We start from the raw sequence: 15757 nt of genomic DNA, 5'->3' as shown, positions 1-15757 counted from the left end.
TGCAGATGGCAGAAAAGGAAAAGCAGGAAGAACCAAGCGAGGCTAAGAAGCCAGCAGAGATGCCGGCTGCGCCTGAACTTCCCCTTCTAATGCCACCAGCCATCGCAGCAGCTCTTGTGAAGCTTCAGGGCGAGGTTAAGACGGTCATCAAGGGCGCGAAGAACGCACACTACGGCAATACATACGCCGAACTTGCAGACGTCCAAAATGCCGCTCTTCCACTGCTCTCGAAGCACAAGCTAGCACTCACGCAGTGGGTGATGTCGAAGGACGGCAAGCACTTCCTCCGCAGCTACCTGGTACACGAATCAGGTGTGGGAGTAATGCATGACACCGACCTTCTACTGGTTAAGAACGATCCTCAAGGACTCGGTTCAGCAATCACGTATCAACGGCGACAGACTACGATGGCGATTCTCGGACTATCTGCAGAGGACGATGACGACGACGGGAACAAGGCCGCCAACAGGCAGGCTAAGCCCACCGACGAACAAATCAGCGAGATCCGACAACTGTGCGTAGATCTGAAGTTCCCGAAGGAGCAGATCGATACTCGTCTCGTGTCTCTCCGAACAGAGGACCACGCAACTGTAGCGATCGCGAATCTACGCAAGCTTGTGTCCGAGAAAGCACGAATCTTGAGGAATGACGAAACGCCTGCGACACCCGTATTCACTGGTGATCGCGACCAAGTTGTACCGAACGAAATCATCGTGAAGACATCAGGTAATGACGATGTAGTCCTGAACCTCCAACGACACATGTTGGATCTACCTATATCGGACAAGGCCAGGCGCAACCTGGTCGGTCACGTAACTGGAAGTAAGTTCGGGACGAGCAAACCTTTCCTGAAGAACTGCACGGCAGAAGAGATCACCGCGATCGCTGAAGCAGTTGAGGAAATCAAAGCGGGAACGTATGACCTACCACCGGAGTGGACTGATGACAGCATCACTCCCCCGGTAGAGACTGCGTAATGAGTCTCGCCTGGTGGAACGATCCGCGGGAGGTTCGTCAATACGAGATGGAAGCTGACGTTCAACTGGACAGCCCGAAACCGCTGTCAGAGCACGAGAAGTCGTTGCTTCAAGCGATAGGAACGCTGCTCGCAGCACCAGCCAGTTCAAACGAAGCAGCGCAATAACAATTAGAGAGGTGGAGACCTCGGGAGAAACCAACTATGCCAGCAAGTGGCTCGACCAAGATCAATAGAGAGATTTTCGACAGCATCGTTGCACGATCGAAGAAATCAACTCCAGACGAAATCGCAATGCAAACCGGATACAAGGTATCCGCGGTCAAGTTCATCCGTCAGGCGAAAACCTGGGAAGAGTTCCAGAGACGCCGAAATGCGCAAGCGCAGCGGGTGTCGGCCAAGAGGGCAATGAACCCCGCGCAGCGACCTGTGGTCAAGATCCAAGATAACCGAATCACGCAGTCAAAGACGGCGGCCAAGATTGAAGAAAAGACAGCTGCCGATGTTACCAAGCCGACCCGTCGGCTAGCAAAAGGCGGTCTCGTCAAATCCGGTGTGACTATCGTAGGAGAAAAGGATAGGGGAACACACTATGCATCCCCAGCCCGCGTACATGACGGTCAGCCAGTACAGCAGGATGGAATCTCTGCACAACTACTCCTCGATGCTTATAACGACAGTCAGACAGCAATGGACAAGTTGAACAGACGAATGCAGGTGCTAGAAGACATCGTTGCGCCGCTTCCAAAGGCAGTTCGAGCACTGCAGACTGCGGACGTGCAAGGCACTGTCGCCAAAGCCCAGACCCGAAGACGTCTCATTGAGAAACTTAAGCAATGGAAGAGAGGATAAATAGAAATGAGTGGAAAGCCCAACACTAAATGGATGGAGACAATGATAGCCAAGCACGGAAGCCGAGAAGCAGTGAGTGCGGTTCAGGCTGCTATCGGCGCCAAAGGAGGACGTCTGGGCACGACTGGCGGCTTTGCTGCCGACCGCAAGCTGGCACGGATCGCAGGTGCGAAAGGTGGACGAATAAGTAAACGAGGAAAGAAGGAGGTGCAACATGAGACAATTTAAAGTCGGTGATCAAGTAAGGATGATTAGCAAATCTATCTACGGAGATCTGCAAAGTAGCGCTGTCTATAAGAGAACTACCAACGGCATCGGCCAGATTACCCAAGTCGACCCCGAAGGCCCTGACACCTACACCGTCAACGACCTTCAGCATCCTTCTAGTGGAGACTTTTTCACTGAGGCAGACTTGCAACCAATAAACTATGGAGAAACAACTATGAAACGACGAACATTCAAGCTGACTAAAGAACTACCAGAACTCGCCAAAGGCGCACTCGTACAAGAGAAGTGTGACGACGGAGACCAGGACTACACCGTCCTCGACCAGAGCTTCATTAAGTACGAAGACGAGCATGGACGCAAGACCGTCACCTACCCCCGCAAAGCTGTTGAAGACGAGCCGAACTACTTCGTCGAGGTGTTCGCAGTAGAACCTGCCTACATGACGCAAGACGAGCTGGATCAGTTCGAGGCATTCAAGATCAGCGCGAAGAAGCCGGCCAAACGCACTGCCAAGGCCCCTATGAAGAAACCTGCAGGACGACCACGAAAGTCCCCTGTCACTCGGGCCAAGAAGGCAACCAAGGTCGCGTAGATGGTCGATGAGATCCAATACCACCCACTCGATGCAGTGGTGGAGGCGATCATCAGCTCCGAGGTCGAGACGATATGACGGGTGAACACCAACCCCGTCACCCACGTTGCCGATCGATCATCCAATTTAAGCCAATTAACACCGAAGGAGGTGATATGAAAGCAACGAAATTTCAGGTAGGACAGAAGGTACGCTGTATTACTCCCAGAGATCCACAGGAGAGTAGAGGTGGAGCTGGCTGGACATTTGGCCGGGTATTCACTATCGCCAGAGTGAGCTCAAATAACTGGAGTGAGAGCGACACCGTCTACTACAACGACACCGATGGCAACGGCGTATACAGCGGGCACTTAGAACTCGTCCGTAGCGTCAAGACGTTTGACAACCTCGAAGTAGGCGATCTGATCGAAGCAGAGTTCGGACAAACCAAGATGGTCATCGACGTTTTCCCAAATAGCGCAGCTCTTAGTAAGGCTGACGATCTCGACGTGGTGGATGCGCTTTGGTCGGTTGCGGAACTAAAAGCTAGAGGCTGGACAGTCAAACAAGACACCCCACCTGAAGAGATCACCGAACTCTCCATAGCCGAGCTAGAGAAGAAGCTCGACCTCACAGCTGGCACGTTGCGGGTGAAGAAGGACTAGCTATGGGAAAGACGCTCATGTATGCACGAGACGGTCCCGAGATGCTTGCACTCACCGACTTCGCGACCGCACGGAGCTACTTACCAGATCAATTCGCGATGGGAGCCCTTCAGTCAGCTGCCGAGACTCTGTCGAAGGGTGACACCCTGATCCTCCATACGATGAAATCCCTTGATCAAGGCCACTATTTCGGATTCTCTGTTCCCGCGTTGGAACTCTTGGAACGGGGCGTCACCGTCGTCACGGTTGAAGAGAACTTCGTTTTGAAGGATGACCTGGGATCTCGAATCCTTGTCGGCGCAAGTTCCATCGCGTCGGAGATACAGAAGAGTCAGGCTGCTGCTCAGCCGCTAGCAATCACCAGCCCTGACACAGTGGCGACAGACGAAGACCAGAGTTCCTAGATCGTCATCCTGGCGCAGTTCACGGATCGAGCATGGCGCAGCCGAGAACTTCTCGCACTCGAAGCAGACATGCTCGTTCAGTCCACTGTCGACCATCCAAGCAACGACGCGGCGGCGTAGCCGATCACCCAACAGTGCAGGAGCGCGCTTAGGCCGAGGACCGAGGAACTTGTTCACCGTCTTCTGGATCGCACGCTCCCCCACAGATAAGCCAAGTTCTTCCACGATCTCAGCAGCACACTTGCCGGCTTCGGCTAGAGCAAGGACTTCATCGAGATCGTAGTGACGTCTTGGCATATATAAGACTAAGTATAAAGGAGATTTACCAATGAACATATTACTTCTGATTGGAGTCTGGATCGTCGCTTACGTCGCGATGCAGCTCATAAGCGCGATAGTCGGCAGACGGTCTAATAGTTTCTTAAGCTTGCTCTTCGCAACTGGCGCGACTCTCATTACGACCGTTTTTCTGTAGTTCGCGATAGTGTGTGCCCTCGAACGTAGATTGTACGTCGCAAAAGTACTGGCCAGAACCACTCTCTAACAGGGGTCAGAGTTCAGAAACTTAGCCACATCATATAATTGACCCACTCCGCAACCCCCATTTTGCATTGACACACAGCCCGTAATATTGCAGACCTCGCTACCACAACATCAAACTATCGAATGGGTCAAGGAAAACAGCTTTACGATCAACTCGCCGAGTTATCCACAGGTAGCAGCACATTGAAATAGAAAATCGTCAAGTGAACAACTTTTCTCTTGACAAACCGCTGGCATTGCTGGCCGTCGAGCGTAACTATTATTCAGCGCACCACGCACTATTAGTTGCTATACACCCGCTCGTCGTCCAGCTGTGTCAGCGAGTACACAACTTAATAAGGAGAACCATTATGAGATTCAGACACGATCAAATCGCACCATCCGGCAAGCGCCAGTACTGGATTGCGTTGGGCCGCGTTGACATTGAACTACTGCTGGGCGAAGCAACCAACGCACTCGCCCACACACCAGACGTTGCGGCACTTCACGAAGTACGTGGACGTCTGCGTGGCATTAAGAGGGGTCTGTCAGATGCACTGGCCGTTGCCAAAGCAAACGGCGATGAAGGCGATCGCCTCCCCTGGGTTGAGCGAAAACCCCAGCGAGGGAGCAACTGATGGAACGCTTCCCCTCCCCCGAAAAACCCGAACGCTACAAGATCAATACCGCTCAAGAGGAAGCACTACGCAACCTCTGCCACCGCTACGGCGTGGAGTACCGAGCTGACGACTACTACGTCTATCCACCTGATGCGGCAATCTGCGCAGGCTATGCCGAGGGTTGGGTTGGCGGTTACGTAGATGGTGAGTCGCGGCTGTATGTCGGGGTGTCACCAGATGGACGGGTCAATTCGTAATGGCCACCAGGGAAACTCACACAGCCAAGATCCTCAAACTGCTCAAGGCCAAGGGCAAGGTCAGCAACCTTGAACTCCGCAAGGTCGCGTGGCGCTACCCCGCTCGCGTCCTCGATCTGAAGCACGAAGGCCACCTGATCCGCAGTGTCCACGACAAGGGACCACTGTGGTTCTACATCTATGACGGCGAACAGGACGAACAGGTGACATGACACGAGAGATTGAGGCAGAGCACGATGGCAAGTACTCATACGAGACACGTCACGCAGCAGAGCTGTACCTGAAGTTCAAACGACGACACAAGACTGCTCCGCACCGCAGGCTGACGATCTACCGGTGCATCTTCTGTCAGCAGTGGCACGTAGGCACAAAAGCAAAACCAATTAAGAAAGCGAGGTGATATGAAACGACAACAAAACCAGGAGGCCACAGCATGATTGATGCTTACCCCCTACAGTGGCCGCCCGCGTGGCCACGCACTCAAAAGCCTCAACGATCACAGTTCAAGACACCACTTGCCGCTGCAAGGGACGAACTCAAATCAGAACTTCGTCGGCTCGGCGCTACTAACGTCATTATCTCGACAAACATTATCGTGAATCTCGACGGCACTTACCGAAGTAAGCAGCGCGTTCCCGAAGACCGGGGAGTTGCCGTGTACTTCAAACTTCACGGCGAGGATCAGTGTTTTCCATGTGACCGATGGATGCACGTCGAAGACAACCTTCATGCAGTGGCGCTGTCGATCGGAGCACTTCGCGGGCTTGAACGATGGGGCGCAAAGGAAATGGTCAACGCGGCGTTTCGCGGGTTCAAAGCGCTTCCAGCGTCAGCCATCGTCACCCCGTACACCGCACGGCCATGGCAGGACGTTTTAGAGGTCGATCAAGATGCGACGCTCGACGAAATCAACACGGCATACCGTCGTCGGGCAAGACAGGTCCATCCCGACGCAGGCGGATCGCAACAAGAGTTCGAGACACTAACCCGTGCGTACGACCAAGCCAAGAAGCTACGGGAGTCGAAATGAACCTTCTCTCCTACTTGATCCCCGCACTCAAGCTAGCCGGCCGATGGATCGCGATGTTCCTGGTAATCGCCGTGATCATCGTTGGAACCCTGTACCTGTCTCTGTTCATCGTTCCAGTGCTGATCTGGCACACGTAGCCCTTCACTGAGCTAGCTTGACTTCATGATTCGCTACCCACTCATACTCGCGGTCGATGGCAATCCCTACACGATTCCGTCACCAGAGGTAACCACTCTTGTGCTGTGCACCGACCACGGCGAACTGAGCATCAGAGTGCAAGCAACAGACCTTGATTGGGGGCCGAACATGATTCGCATCGAAGGGCTCGTCGATTACAACAATGAAGTCTGTCGGCTCGTCGCGGCCTACCAGGTTGGGATCGAGCCCACACAAGAAGCGGTTGGCAAAGCACAGCTCTACACGAGCGAAGCGGTCCCAGACTGACCACGACCGCGACTAACATCACTTAAACGAGAACTACTACCATGGAACAACTAAATAGATCCGAACACTGGTCAGATGAACAGCTCATCGACCACGAAATAGCAAGCGCCACATCAGAAGAACGCTCAATTGGAGACGCTGGCGCACGCGTGATCGCCTCGCAATGGCATGGCAGTCAGGCGAGCGCCCTCTACAGCCTCACCAGTACTGGAGCTATCGATCTACCCCAGGTAGTCGCTGAGATCAACGAGTCTTGGGCCAACGCCGACACCGACTACAACCGCGAACACCTCGAAGCCCTTGGCGCGTACGTCATGGCTCGTGAGTCACATGATCCCGTCGAAGGATGGTCGAAGCAGTGGCTCACTCCCCCAGATGAACCAGCTGAACAAGACGACTTCTGCCCTGCCTGTCGTGCTCACATATCCGCCCCTCACTCCGTAGGTTGCCCACTCGGCGAAGAAGATCCCGAACTACTTGAACGGGTCGAGCAGGCTGTCACAACTAAGGGAATCGCAGTCGCCCACTGGCTTGAGTACGTCGGCTTCAGGAACGGCGAAGAGCTGGAAGCAGCTATCAACATGTTCGAGGACCACTACCTGGGCCACTTCGAGAGCATCGAGGCGTACGCAGCCGACTACTTGAGCGAGAGCGGACTCGAAGCTCAGTTGGATCAGTTGAGGCAGTACCTACCCGAAGACATGAGACAGCACGCCAAGTGGGATGAGGCAGGTATCGCGCACGACTTCGCCCTGAACACCATCCACTCTGTTGAAGACGACGACGGCCATCTGTACCTGTTCACAAAGTAGCGAGTTATCCACAACCACAACGCATTTCGTGACATTTCGCTATTGCAAAAGAAGACGGTTTGGCTCATAGTTATTCGCAGAGGGGAACACCAAAGCAATGAATACAGAACGTGAAATAGTGAACATCAATCTCGAGTACGAGCACGCCGATGACACACCGTTTCTACGGTTGATCGGCCAGTACAAGACGAAGCGCCGAGCACGTGAGGCTCGCAAAGACAAGGAGACGATATTATCGCGCTCGCAATCTTTCATCTCACGAAAGCGTTCACTGCGATAGTGAGACCCAGAAGGTAGCAAGGTTGCCCGCAAAACCCCGTCTCGAACGGTAAGGCCATGTCTGATCAGGACGGCAACCAAGCACCACACTTAGCCGCACAGCGAGGGCGGCCGAGATGCACCTTTACAGAATTAGAGTATTGAGCGCAGTAGTGCTGGTAGTAACGTAGCTTGCTTCCCGTGAGGGAAGACGCAATCATCTACGGTAAATCCGAGGAACCCTGCATAAGCACCATTTGCAAGTGGTGTGTGATAATCGGCGAAACCAGAAACACCGTGTAGGGACAGCCCGAAGAGTTGTTCGCCTTCAACAAGCGATAAGGGTCAAGAGTACGGTAAAAGTCATCATTGCTACTAGCACCATGCGCTCAATACAGTTCATGCAGTTAAATGGGCGCATCAGAAATAATTAGAGCATTCGATTGCGATTTTTTACAACTACCTGGTGCGTTCTGATGTGCACACAAGTGGCGGAAGTATAGACGCAGCGGCCTGACATCAGGAGTGTCCCTATGACGATATACACGATCAAATCAGGAGTCTGTCTGGCTAAGGGTTGCAAACCGTTCCCAGATAAGTAAACGCCGAGAGACCAACGTGCAGGGTGTAATGCCCTGCCTTGTATGCACAACATGGACTATGTAAGACGTACGATGCTGGTAGTAATAAGCAGATACAAGTACTTGCCACCTAGGAAGGGTAAGCAACTCTGTAAGCCGCTTAGTCTGCTCTGTTTTGCAAGACACCAGAATGCGTACAAATGTGATTGCTACCAGCACCATACGCCTTACATAGAACAACTGCTAGTAGTGGATGGAGAGACAATTTCTCCTAGGGAAGCAACCAAATGCACTCGTAAGAGGATATGCGGCGCATTACTAGCAGCCATTTAACCGCATGAACCACTTCCACTTCCCGGCATATTCATCGTGTGCCGGGAAGTGGGCGCATGAACCCACAGCTCGTGCGCTCTACTGGTCAGGGTTTAGGTGAGAGGGTCGCGCCGATTAATAAGGCGCAAGTGAAGCTTTCGAGTAACTCTCCTTTCAAGCCCAGCTCACCCCCTGACCCCAAGTCGCTGATCCGTGCACTGGATCAGCACTTCGTACCTGTCACGAGTTCCCACATCTGTACCGCTTCAAAGTTTGCCCTCCAGCTTCTCTGAAGTACCACCAGTGGAACGTAATCCGCACACATTCGGCTAGTACGTGGACTCATGACGGGTATCTAGTTGCTCCATCGAGGTTCTGTTGAAGCCCGCCCTCAACAGGACACTTGATTACTCGATGGCGCAACCAGATTGACTGTCACACAACCAAATAACAACTGAACAAGGAATCATCCATGGCACACAACGGACCCGAATCACTGCCAAACCAACCGTGCATCGACCATCTAGCTGACACGGTGGATCTACGTGCAGACATCGCCAAGCTCGCACTCATCCTCGCGTTCGAGGACACGTTCAACGAGGTAGACGAGCGCCTGATTACACGGGAAGAAGCTCTTGTCCGCATGGAGGCGCTGGCTCCGCACATCTTGCATGGTGCTTACCGGGGAGGTGCGGCATGAAGCTCTACTTGCGAATAGCATTCCTATTCTTCTTACTGATCGCAGTCGGCGCAGCCTCCTTGAACTTCCTACGCTTCGCTTTATCTCATGACTGGGGTGGAGCATTCCTGTATCTCGTTCTGCTCGGATTCTGCACATCAGGTGCCACAATCGAATATCTAGAAATTAAAGCCACATGGGGAGATAAGAACTAATGGATGAAGAACTATTTGAGCTATGTAAGGAAGTGTATAAGCGATTTCCAGAATGGCAAATCGAAGATGCAAAGTTCTTTGTTAACGATTTTGGAACGATTGAAACATTGTACGCTGCGGAGATACTACCGCCAGCATTCATAGTGTGCCCGCTTTACACCTCAGACTACCTACTAGAGAGATTGCCCCTTCGTTCAAAACGAATCGAAGACACCGCGATGCTTGGCAGGGCAACAAATAACAACGGTTGGTCGATTGTATATAGAGATATGGCATATCTAGCCGACACACCCGTCAAAGCTCTCTTGAAGCTAATAATCGCACTAGATGACGCAGGTCAGTTGGTCGCTGCGGAGACAACTGCATGAGTGAGCACTCCCCTACCAACGGTCACAACGAACCGCTCCAACCATCCCGCCTAGAAACCGAGATCGCCGCCAAGTTCGCAGGTATCCCGAACGCTCAACTCATCCGCAAGATGGAGCACACTGAGGATTTTGGCTACGACGATGAGAGCGTCGAACTTACCCGCAGATTGCAGTTAGGTGGCCTCGCTTGGCGATGGGGCGGGGACTTCTACAGGCCAACGGTTGAGGTGTATAAGCCGGAGGTTGGTGATGGCGAATAACCGAATGGCCCTGCGGTGCAAGAAGTGTGGATCAGAGAAAGTCATCGCCAAGTACTACCCCGTTGAGTGGTCAGCTCGTCTCGAAGACTTCAAGATCGACGAGTGGTTCGAGATCCACGACCAGCACAGCAGTGTCGACTTTGACGGTGATCTCGGCATGGGTGCGCAGTTCTATGAGCTGGTATATGAGGTCAAGACGGAGGCGGGCAATGAGTAAGAACATCCATCTCAAGCAATGGAAGGCGTCCGGCCGTCGAGAACCTTGTTGCAAGATGGATGACGGCGCATACGGATTTAAGAAACGAAACAGGAAGCTGAGGCACCTGGTCAAGCACAAACTCACAGAATGAAAGAGGTGATATGAGTGAACTACACACAGCAGAAACAGCAGCAGAACAACTAGGCATCCCCCGCGAAGCCTTTTACGAGGATCAGTCACCTGACGCCCTGATCGAGTTGAGAGCGAACCTTCTACTTGAAGCGCAGCGCAACCTTGATGCAGCGTACGAGATCACAGATGTACTCGTTGCCTTCGAGATCGAGGCTAAGTCACGGAAGAAGCGCGTACGGGTGGTCGAGTAATGACGTTAGCCAAGCTGCAGCCACAACCGCACTTGTTGACTCTGAACGGGATGATCCAGCATGGATACGTTGAACCTCGCGTTCTTGCAGCGATCGTTCAGAGGATCGTTGACCTGTCTGGTGACGAACACCTAAAAGCGCTCGTCGAAGAGGACATGTCATGAGCGTGTCGAGCGAGAAGGGCAAGTCCCTCGAAGAGCACATCGCCAAGACCCTCCGCAAGAAGCTAGGCGCAAGAGTCCAGCGGGACAAGCGAAGTGGTGCAGGTTCGCATCAGAAGATGGACCTGACCGACTGGCATATGGACACCCCGTTCGACATCGAAGCTAAGAATCACAAGACCATCGCGATTAAAGAGTGGGTGCGACAGACAAAGGCCGGCACGAGTCCTGGTCGAATCCCTACACTCGTGTTCAGCGCAGATGATGATGTACTCGCCTGCATCCCGTTCGATGACCTGGTTAATCTCGCAGTTCAGATCCGAGACCTCACAGCCGAGATCACAGACTTGCGCACACCGACCGTTCTAAGCGTCGGCGAGGCCGTCGAGAAGGCAGTGGCGATCAAACAACCAACTGGCGTCTCGACCTGCAGGAACGGCCACATAACAAGCCCAGGCAGCAACAAGTGTCTCGACAAGCACTGCGCATTCAGCTCGACCTACAAGAAACCAAAGGTCAAGAAGTAGCGCCCGATCGCGGTGCTTGTCCTGATCTCAGCCGAGATCAGGTAGGCCCCACGATCAAGAAGGACGTGAGCACGATGGCTTCAATAAACGGAATCCTCGTACCAGTTGACGAAGAAAAGCCAGTCGAACTAGTCGAACTGGAGGCCGGAGACTTCCGCGCTATCCAATCGTTCGTCGGCGGCACTTTCCAGTGCTTGGATCTGGAACGACCTGATGCGACCCTTTTCATCTCAGATGAAGGGAAGATCAACGGGTCGGAGCTCAACCGCAGATCTACGATCATGCTGTGGGTTCACGATTCCAGATTCAGAGAGCAGGACACCGTTGCGGGCGACGCTTTGATTCTTGGAACACCGGATCAAGACGGAAACACCCAGTCGGTGCCGGATGTACTTGTAAATCTGCTGTTCCATACAGCGGAGTACCGCTATCTCGTGCAGACACATGGTAGCGACGAATGGAACGGTAACGGCGTTCGCTGCGCTAATTGGCTTGAAGCTTACAGCGAGGCGCTCAAATTGGCGCAGCGATGGTCTCTTGTACAAGAAGTGACAGTAGTTCCGTCGTTCTAAAGATTGTGGGAGCTGCCCGTCATTATCGGCGGGCTTTTCTCATTCATATTCAAAGTTCAGATGGGCAAACTGGCCGTGCAACTGACCTGCTATCTGGTCATATAGATTTGCCGCATACTCTGCCGAGTCTATTCCACCCATCCAAATGCATACTCCGTCGACAGTAACCTGGATATAGTAAGTTCCACTGGTACGCCTTCGACTAACTCCCCGATAGCCCGTCTGATTTCTACCAGTGATATTACGATTGATCATCTGCTGACTGCGTGTTGCCCATCGACAGTTTCCTGGTTCATAACCTTGAAGATTATCTATTCTGTCAATCTCCCCTCTAAAAATTGGGCAGACACCCATATCCTCCAGAAAATTTGGGAAGCTATGCCTCCACCGATCACATACAGTTAAACCGGCGCCGCCGTAATGCTTATATTCAGGCCTATTGGGATTGAAACATCTGTCGTTCATTCCTTTCCAAATTCCGTATTCGCGCATATGCGTGAGCCCATGTCGTGGCACCGACTTACCGCCGGTAGGGCTACCGGTCCTATAGAACGCGCTGCAGTGCCTGTCGCACCAACCCTGGCCTTCCTTGGGCTTGCACATCCGGCAATTGAACACCTCAGATTCTCGTTCTGCATTCTTCCTCCTTCCCGAAATGGAGGCCACGCTCTATAATGAAGACACGGCCCCGAACTACGACTTCGGGGTTTTTTTGTTATCTTTCCATTATGGCAGGTCTGTCGCAAAATGAAAGATCCTCGCATCCACGAGCTGAACGCTCAAGTGGATGCGAGGATCGTATTTAGTTGTTATGAAGTTGTGGATTTCGGATCACCTCCTAGGTAGCAGGCTTGAAGCCGGAACGTCGCCCTCTCAAGGAGTCAAAGGTCTCCAGCTTCTCAGGCGTGATGATTTTAGAAAATTCAGCCTGAGTGCAGATGATCGTCTCGACGTTTCCATCGGGGTGACGGTATTCGAGTTCGATAACGTTGGTCAAACGCTTCAACGTCGACAACTCTTCAGCTGATGCGTCAAAGATCTTTCCTTCGGTACGAACCGCGACCGTGATCACGTCCTGATCCTTCAGTTCATTGCCTGTCAGATCTGACGTCCTGATTTGCTTGTAGCCGATTGTTCTCACCAACTTCTTTTCTAGATACGTCGCACTAACCGGATGGTTATTACGTTGCTCTATTAATGACATAGTTGAATCTTTAAGTAAATAGGGAAATGTGAGACAATAGAGGTACATGAAAGACGGATTTGATCTCGCTACCTATCTTGCGAAATCCACACAGGCTAGTGGGGTTCCCCTGCGCGTGATCCATCAACCGACAGTCGCAGCTATTGCGCGCCTAGCGCTCGCTTCTCGCTAACAAGCGACACACCCCGCAATCACCCAAGTAACCCCTGTCACGTGGGGTTTTGTGGCAGTATGGACGATCCGTGAGTGTGGGGTGTTTCGCTATTGACGGACTCGTCGAGAAACAGCACGCCACGATGGGCGCGGCTGACCGCACCAGGACGAGCCATCCCACTACCACCACCCACCAGCGAACTGACCGACGAACTGTGATGCGGCGCAATGAAAGGCGGCATATCGATCAACGGCCGATCCTCCGGCAACACCCCCGCCACCGAATGAATCGCCGTCACCTCCAACGACTCCCCCTCCGTCAACGGCGGAAGAATCCCCGGAAGCCTCTGCGCCAACATCGTTTTCCCGATCCCCGGCGGACCCGTCAACATCAAATGATGCGCACCCGCCGCCGCAACCTCGATCGCCCACCGAGCATCCGTCTGCCCGACAACCTCACTCAAATCCCGCACCGCCACCACACCAGCACGCTCGAAAACATCAGGAACAGCCAGCGCCAACTCCCCACGCAACCACCCGATCACCGCAGACAAATCATCGGCACCCAGCACTTCGATCCCCTTCACCAAGCCCGCCTCAGCCAAGGCCCGAGCCGGAACCACCACAGTCCCCCACCCCGCCCGCTTCGCCGCAAGCACCGCAGGCAACACACCACGCACCGTCCTCAAACGACCGTCGAGCGCCAACTCCCCCAAAAACACAGTCTCCCGCAACAACTTCCGCGGCAACTTCTTCGCCGCATCGAGAACCGACAACGACAACGCCAAATCGTAAACACTGCCCACCTTCGGCAACGTCGCCGGCGACAACGCCAAAATCACCTTGCTGTCCGGCCACTCCTCACCAGAATTGGTCACCGCGGCCCGAATCCGATCACGCGACTCGTGCAACGCCGTATCAGGCAGCCCCACCAAATGCACCGCAGGCAACCCGCGCCCGATATCCGCCTCGATCTCCACAAGCTGCCCGTCCACACCACTGACCGCAACAGAATGCGCCCGCCCCAACGCCATCAGAACGCATCCACAAAATGCTCGACCGAAGGCACGCCGTCGCGGCCGATCAACACCGCCACCACATCAAAACGCACCCTCGACCACGACCGACCCGAATCAGCAAGCCACTGCATCGCCAACACCCGAATCCGACGCTGCTTCGCGAACGTCACCGACTCCGCCGGACTCCCGTACCCGACACCAGAGCGAGTCTTCACCTCCACGAACACAATCCGATCACCGGACGTCGCAACAACATCCAACTCGCCGTACCGACAACGCCAATTCCGCTCGACAATCTCCAAACCCGCATCAATCAGGAACTCGACAGCCACATCCTCGCCCCGAGCCCCCAACGCCATATTCCTCGCCATCACAGCCCCCACCACTCACACGACCGCGCGCCCGCCCCATACGAAACGCGTCCCAACCACCACCCTCAACCCACCACCACAAAACCAAGCCACCCGAAAACAACCTGTTGACAACTCAGAACCTGTGGAATTCGGCAGCGCGACACACCAACGGCGACCCGAAACCTGACAATTTTCTGAAATCAGCCACATCTTGGACGAAAGTCCAGTAGAACTAGTTACAGTTTTGCTCAAACCGTCACGCACCCCGCTGAATGGAGTTCTACATGGCCCGCCGCTCACTTCGCCACGCAGTAGCAACCACGACATCCCTCGTTCTCATCGCCGCCGGCGTCACTGTTGGACTTGGAGCCTCGGTGGCGCAAGCAGCACCGGCATGCGCACTCAACCAGTCGGTCACCGACAGTTGGGCCGGTTCCCTCGGGACGCCGTACACCGTCAGCAAGGAGGTTGTCGGCGATGGCAAGGTCGCCGCGGGTCAGACGGTCACCTACATCACCAAGGTTTCCGGTTCCGGAGCCCTCGTCAATCAGATCCGCGATTTCCACCCGGCAGGATTCCAGCTGGTCAAGGCTCGCCTGAACGTCAAATGGCTTATCGGCGACCAGAAGTGGGACGACGTCACCAAGACCGTCGTCGTCGGCAACAACTCCGTGGTGGCAAAGGGCGGCGGATGGACCACTGCTGGTGGCGGCATCATCGCATTGGAGACCACCTACAAGGTTCCCGATAACGCAGTTGTCGGCTCTCAGCTCGACAGCGGCGCCGGCACCAACATTGTGCTGGCGGCGGGCGACTGGAACATCAATCCGATGGGCGTGTGCGTCACCATCCGGCAGCCGAACCCCGTCGAGGCGGGCGCCGGAAGCCTCGAGGACATGGGCTTCGGCTCACTCAACTCCGGATCGGGCCAGGTATTCGGTTCCCTCACCGATCCGCAGGGGTCGATGACCAATGTCATCAGCGGTGTCCTGGGCAATGTGCTCGGCAACATGAGCTGACTCAGTTCGAATTAGAAATGGGCCGAGCCACCAGCACATGCTGGTAGCTCGGCCCATTTCTACGTTGCCGAACAAAGCTTTGCCGTCAACCGAGTTCAAGAAATCATCAGCAA

22 protein-coding genes and 1 pseudogene are annotated in these 15757 nt (G+C 54.0%); 20 read left to right on the top strand and 3 right to left on the bottom strand.

Annotated features, from left to right (window positions below; translation table 11 throughout):
- The first annotated feature begins 5 nt into the window (after positions 1 to 5).
- The 19 genes from EHW12_RS12080 to EHW12_RS11990 all read left to right on the top strand — a co-directional run bounded on the left by EHW12_RS12080 (position 6) and on the right by EHW12_RS11990 (position 11896).
- The gene (locus EHW12_RS12080; RefSeq protein WP_125050733.1) at positions 6 to 977 is read left to right on the top strand and encodes an ERF family protein; all 972 of its coding nucleotides are present in this window, start codon (positions 6 to 8) and stop codon (positions 975 to 977) included.
- 203 nt (positions 978 to 1180) lie between these two features.
- Complete coding sequence (locus EHW12_RS12075) at positions 1181 to 1828, top strand: hypothetical protein (protein WP_125050731.1); 648 nt, start codon at positions 1181 to 1183, stop codon at positions 1826 to 1828.
- A gap of 442 nt (positions 1829 to 2270) precedes the next feature.
- Complete coding sequence (locus EHW12_RS12065; RefSeq protein ID WP_125050727.1) at positions 2271 to 2648, top strand: hypothetical protein; 378 nt, start codon at positions 2271 to 2273, stop codon at positions 2646 to 2648.
- A 155-nt stretch (positions 2649 to 2803) separates the two neighbouring features.
- Positions 2804 to 3292, top strand: coding sequence for a hypothetical protein (locus tag EHW12_RS12060; RefSeq protein ID WP_125050725.1), 489 nt, complete (start codon positions 2804 to 2806; stop codon positions 3290 to 3292).
- A gap of 2 nt (positions 3293 to 3294) precedes the next feature.
- On the top strand, positions 3295 to 3696 hold the full coding sequence (locus tag EHW12_RS12055; protein ID WP_125050723.1) for a hypothetical protein: 402 nt from the start codon (positions 3295 to 3297) through the stop codon (positions 3694 to 3696).
- A 746-nt stretch (positions 3697 to 4442) separates the two neighbouring features.
- Positions 4443 to 4856, top strand: coding sequence for a hypothetical protein (locus tag EHW12_RS12050; RefSeq protein WP_125050721.1), 414 nt, complete (start codon positions 4443 to 4445; stop codon positions 4854 to 4856).
- The gene (locus EHW12_RS12045; protein ID WP_125050719.1) at positions 4856 to 5095 is read left to right on the top strand and encodes a hypothetical protein; all 240 of its coding nucleotides are present in this window, start codon (positions 4856 to 4858) and stop codon (positions 5093 to 5095) included. The genes EHW12_RS12050 and EHW12_RS12045 overlap by 1 nt, the downstream gene beginning before the upstream one ends.
- Entirely contained in the window at positions 5095 to 5307 is a 213-nt protein-coding gene (locus tag EHW12_RS12040) for a hypothetical protein (protein WP_125050716.1), read from the top strand. Before EHW12_RS12045 ends, EHW12_RS12040 begins: the two co-directional genes overlap by 1 nt.
- A 521-nt stretch (positions 5308 to 5828) precedes the next feature.
- On the top strand, positions 5829 to 6125 hold the full coding sequence (locus EHW12_RS34590) for a DnaJ domain-containing protein (protein WP_164490562.1): 297 nt from the start codon (positions 5829 to 5831) through the stop codon (positions 6123 to 6125).
- The gene (locus EHW12_RS34585) at positions 6122 to 6262 is read left to right on the top strand and encodes a hypothetical protein (protein ID WP_164490561.1); all 141 of its coding nucleotides are present in this window, start codon (positions 6122 to 6124) and stop codon (positions 6260 to 6262) included. The genes EHW12_RS34590 and EHW12_RS34585 overlap by 4 nt, the downstream gene beginning before the upstream one ends.
- A 25-nt stretch (positions 6263 to 6287) precedes the next feature.
- A complete protein-coding gene (locus tag EHW12_RS12030) occupies positions 6288 to 6569 on the top strand; it encodes a hypothetical protein (protein ID WP_125050712.1) in 282 nt (93 codons plus the stop codon).
- Positions 6570 to 6610: 41 nt separating this feature from the next.
- Positions 6611 to 7381: an antirestriction protein ArdA gene (locus tag EHW12_RS12025; protein ID WP_125050710.1), complete on the top strand. Its 771-nt coding sequence runs from the start codon at positions 6611 to 6613 to the stop codon at positions 7379 to 7381.
- A gap of 1623 nt (positions 7382 to 9004) precedes the next feature.
- Complete coding sequence (locus EHW12_RS12020) at positions 9005 to 9232, top strand: hypothetical protein (protein ID WP_073513809.1); 228 nt, start codon at positions 9005 to 9007, stop codon at positions 9230 to 9232.
- A gap of 193 nt (positions 9233 to 9425) precedes the next feature.
- Positions 9426 to 9794: a hypothetical protein gene (locus EHW12_RS12015; protein WP_125050708.1), complete on the top strand. Its 369-nt coding sequence runs from the start codon at positions 9426 to 9428 to the stop codon at positions 9792 to 9794.
- On the top strand, positions 9791 to 10054 hold the full coding sequence (locus EHW12_RS12010; RefSeq protein ID WP_125050706.1) for a hypothetical protein: 264 nt from the start codon (positions 9791 to 9793) through the stop codon (positions 10052 to 10054). Before EHW12_RS12015 ends, EHW12_RS12010 begins: the two co-directional genes overlap by 4 nt.
- A complete protein-coding gene (locus EHW12_RS12005; RefSeq protein WP_125050704.1) occupies positions 10044 to 10271 on the top strand; it encodes a hypothetical protein in 228 nt (75 codons plus the stop codon). The genes EHW12_RS12010 and EHW12_RS12005 overlap by 11 nt, the downstream gene beginning before the upstream one ends.
- Before the next feature lie 143 nt (positions 10272 to 10414).
- On the top strand, positions 10415 to 10636 hold the full coding sequence (locus EHW12_RS12000; RefSeq protein WP_020907307.1) for a hypothetical protein: 222 nt from the start codon (positions 10415 to 10417) through the stop codon (positions 10634 to 10636).
- Positions 10637 to 10796: 160 nt separating this feature from the next.
- On the top strand, positions 10797 to 11324 hold the full coding sequence (locus EHW12_RS11995) for a hypothetical protein (RefSeq protein WP_125050702.1): 528 nt from the start codon (positions 10797 to 10799) through the stop codon (positions 11322 to 11324).
- Positions 11264 to 11896: a DUF3846 domain-containing protein gene (locus EHW12_RS11990; protein WP_164490560.1), complete on the top strand. Its 633-nt coding sequence runs from the start codon at positions 11264 to 11266 to the stop codon at positions 11894 to 11896. The genes EHW12_RS11995 and EHW12_RS11990 overlap by 61 nt, the downstream gene beginning before the upstream one ends.
- Positions 11897 to 12734: 838 nt before the next feature.
- On the opposite strand, the gene EHW12_RS11985 is transcribed toward EHW12_RS11990, so the two are convergent.
- The 3 genes and pseudogenes from EHW12_RS11985 to EHW12_RS11975 all read right to left on the bottom strand — a co-directional run bounded on the left by EHW12_RS11985 (position 12735) and on the right by EHW12_RS11975 (position 14643).
- Positions 12735 to 13037, bottom strand: a complete 303-nt coding sequence (locus EHW12_RS11985; protein WP_125050698.1) for a hypothetical protein — start codon at positions 13035 to 13037, stop codon at positions 12735 to 12737.
- Positions 13038 to 13372: 335 nt separating this feature from the next.
- Positions 13373 to 14287 (bottom strand): annotated as a pseudogene (locus tag EHW12_RS11980) (ATP-binding protein); the annotation flags it as partial.
- A complete protein-coding gene (locus EHW12_RS11975) occupies positions 14287 to 14643 on the bottom strand; it encodes a YraN family protein (protein ID WP_054187788.1) in 357 nt (118 codons plus the stop codon). The gene EHW12_RS11975 and the pseudogene EHW12_RS11980, both read right to left, overlap by 1 nt.
- 266 nt (positions 14644 to 14909) lie before the next feature.
- Here EHW12_RS11975 and EHW12_RS11970 point away from each other — a divergent pair, with 266 nt between their 5' ends.
- Positions 14910 to 15644, top strand: a complete 735-nt coding sequence (locus tag EHW12_RS11970; protein WP_125050696.1) for a hypothetical protein — start codon at positions 14910 to 14912, stop codon at positions 15642 to 15644.
- Positions 15645 to 15757 lie beyond the last annotated feature (113 nt).

The organism is Rhodococcus sp. NJ-530 (assembly GCF_003860625.1).
GTDB lineage: Bacteria > Actinomycetota > Actinomycetes > Mycobacteriales > Mycobacteriaceae > Rhodococcus_F > Rhodococcus_F qingshengii.
Note: the sequence above shows the minus strand (reverse complement) of the source record. Positions and strands in the feature narration are given on the sequence as shown.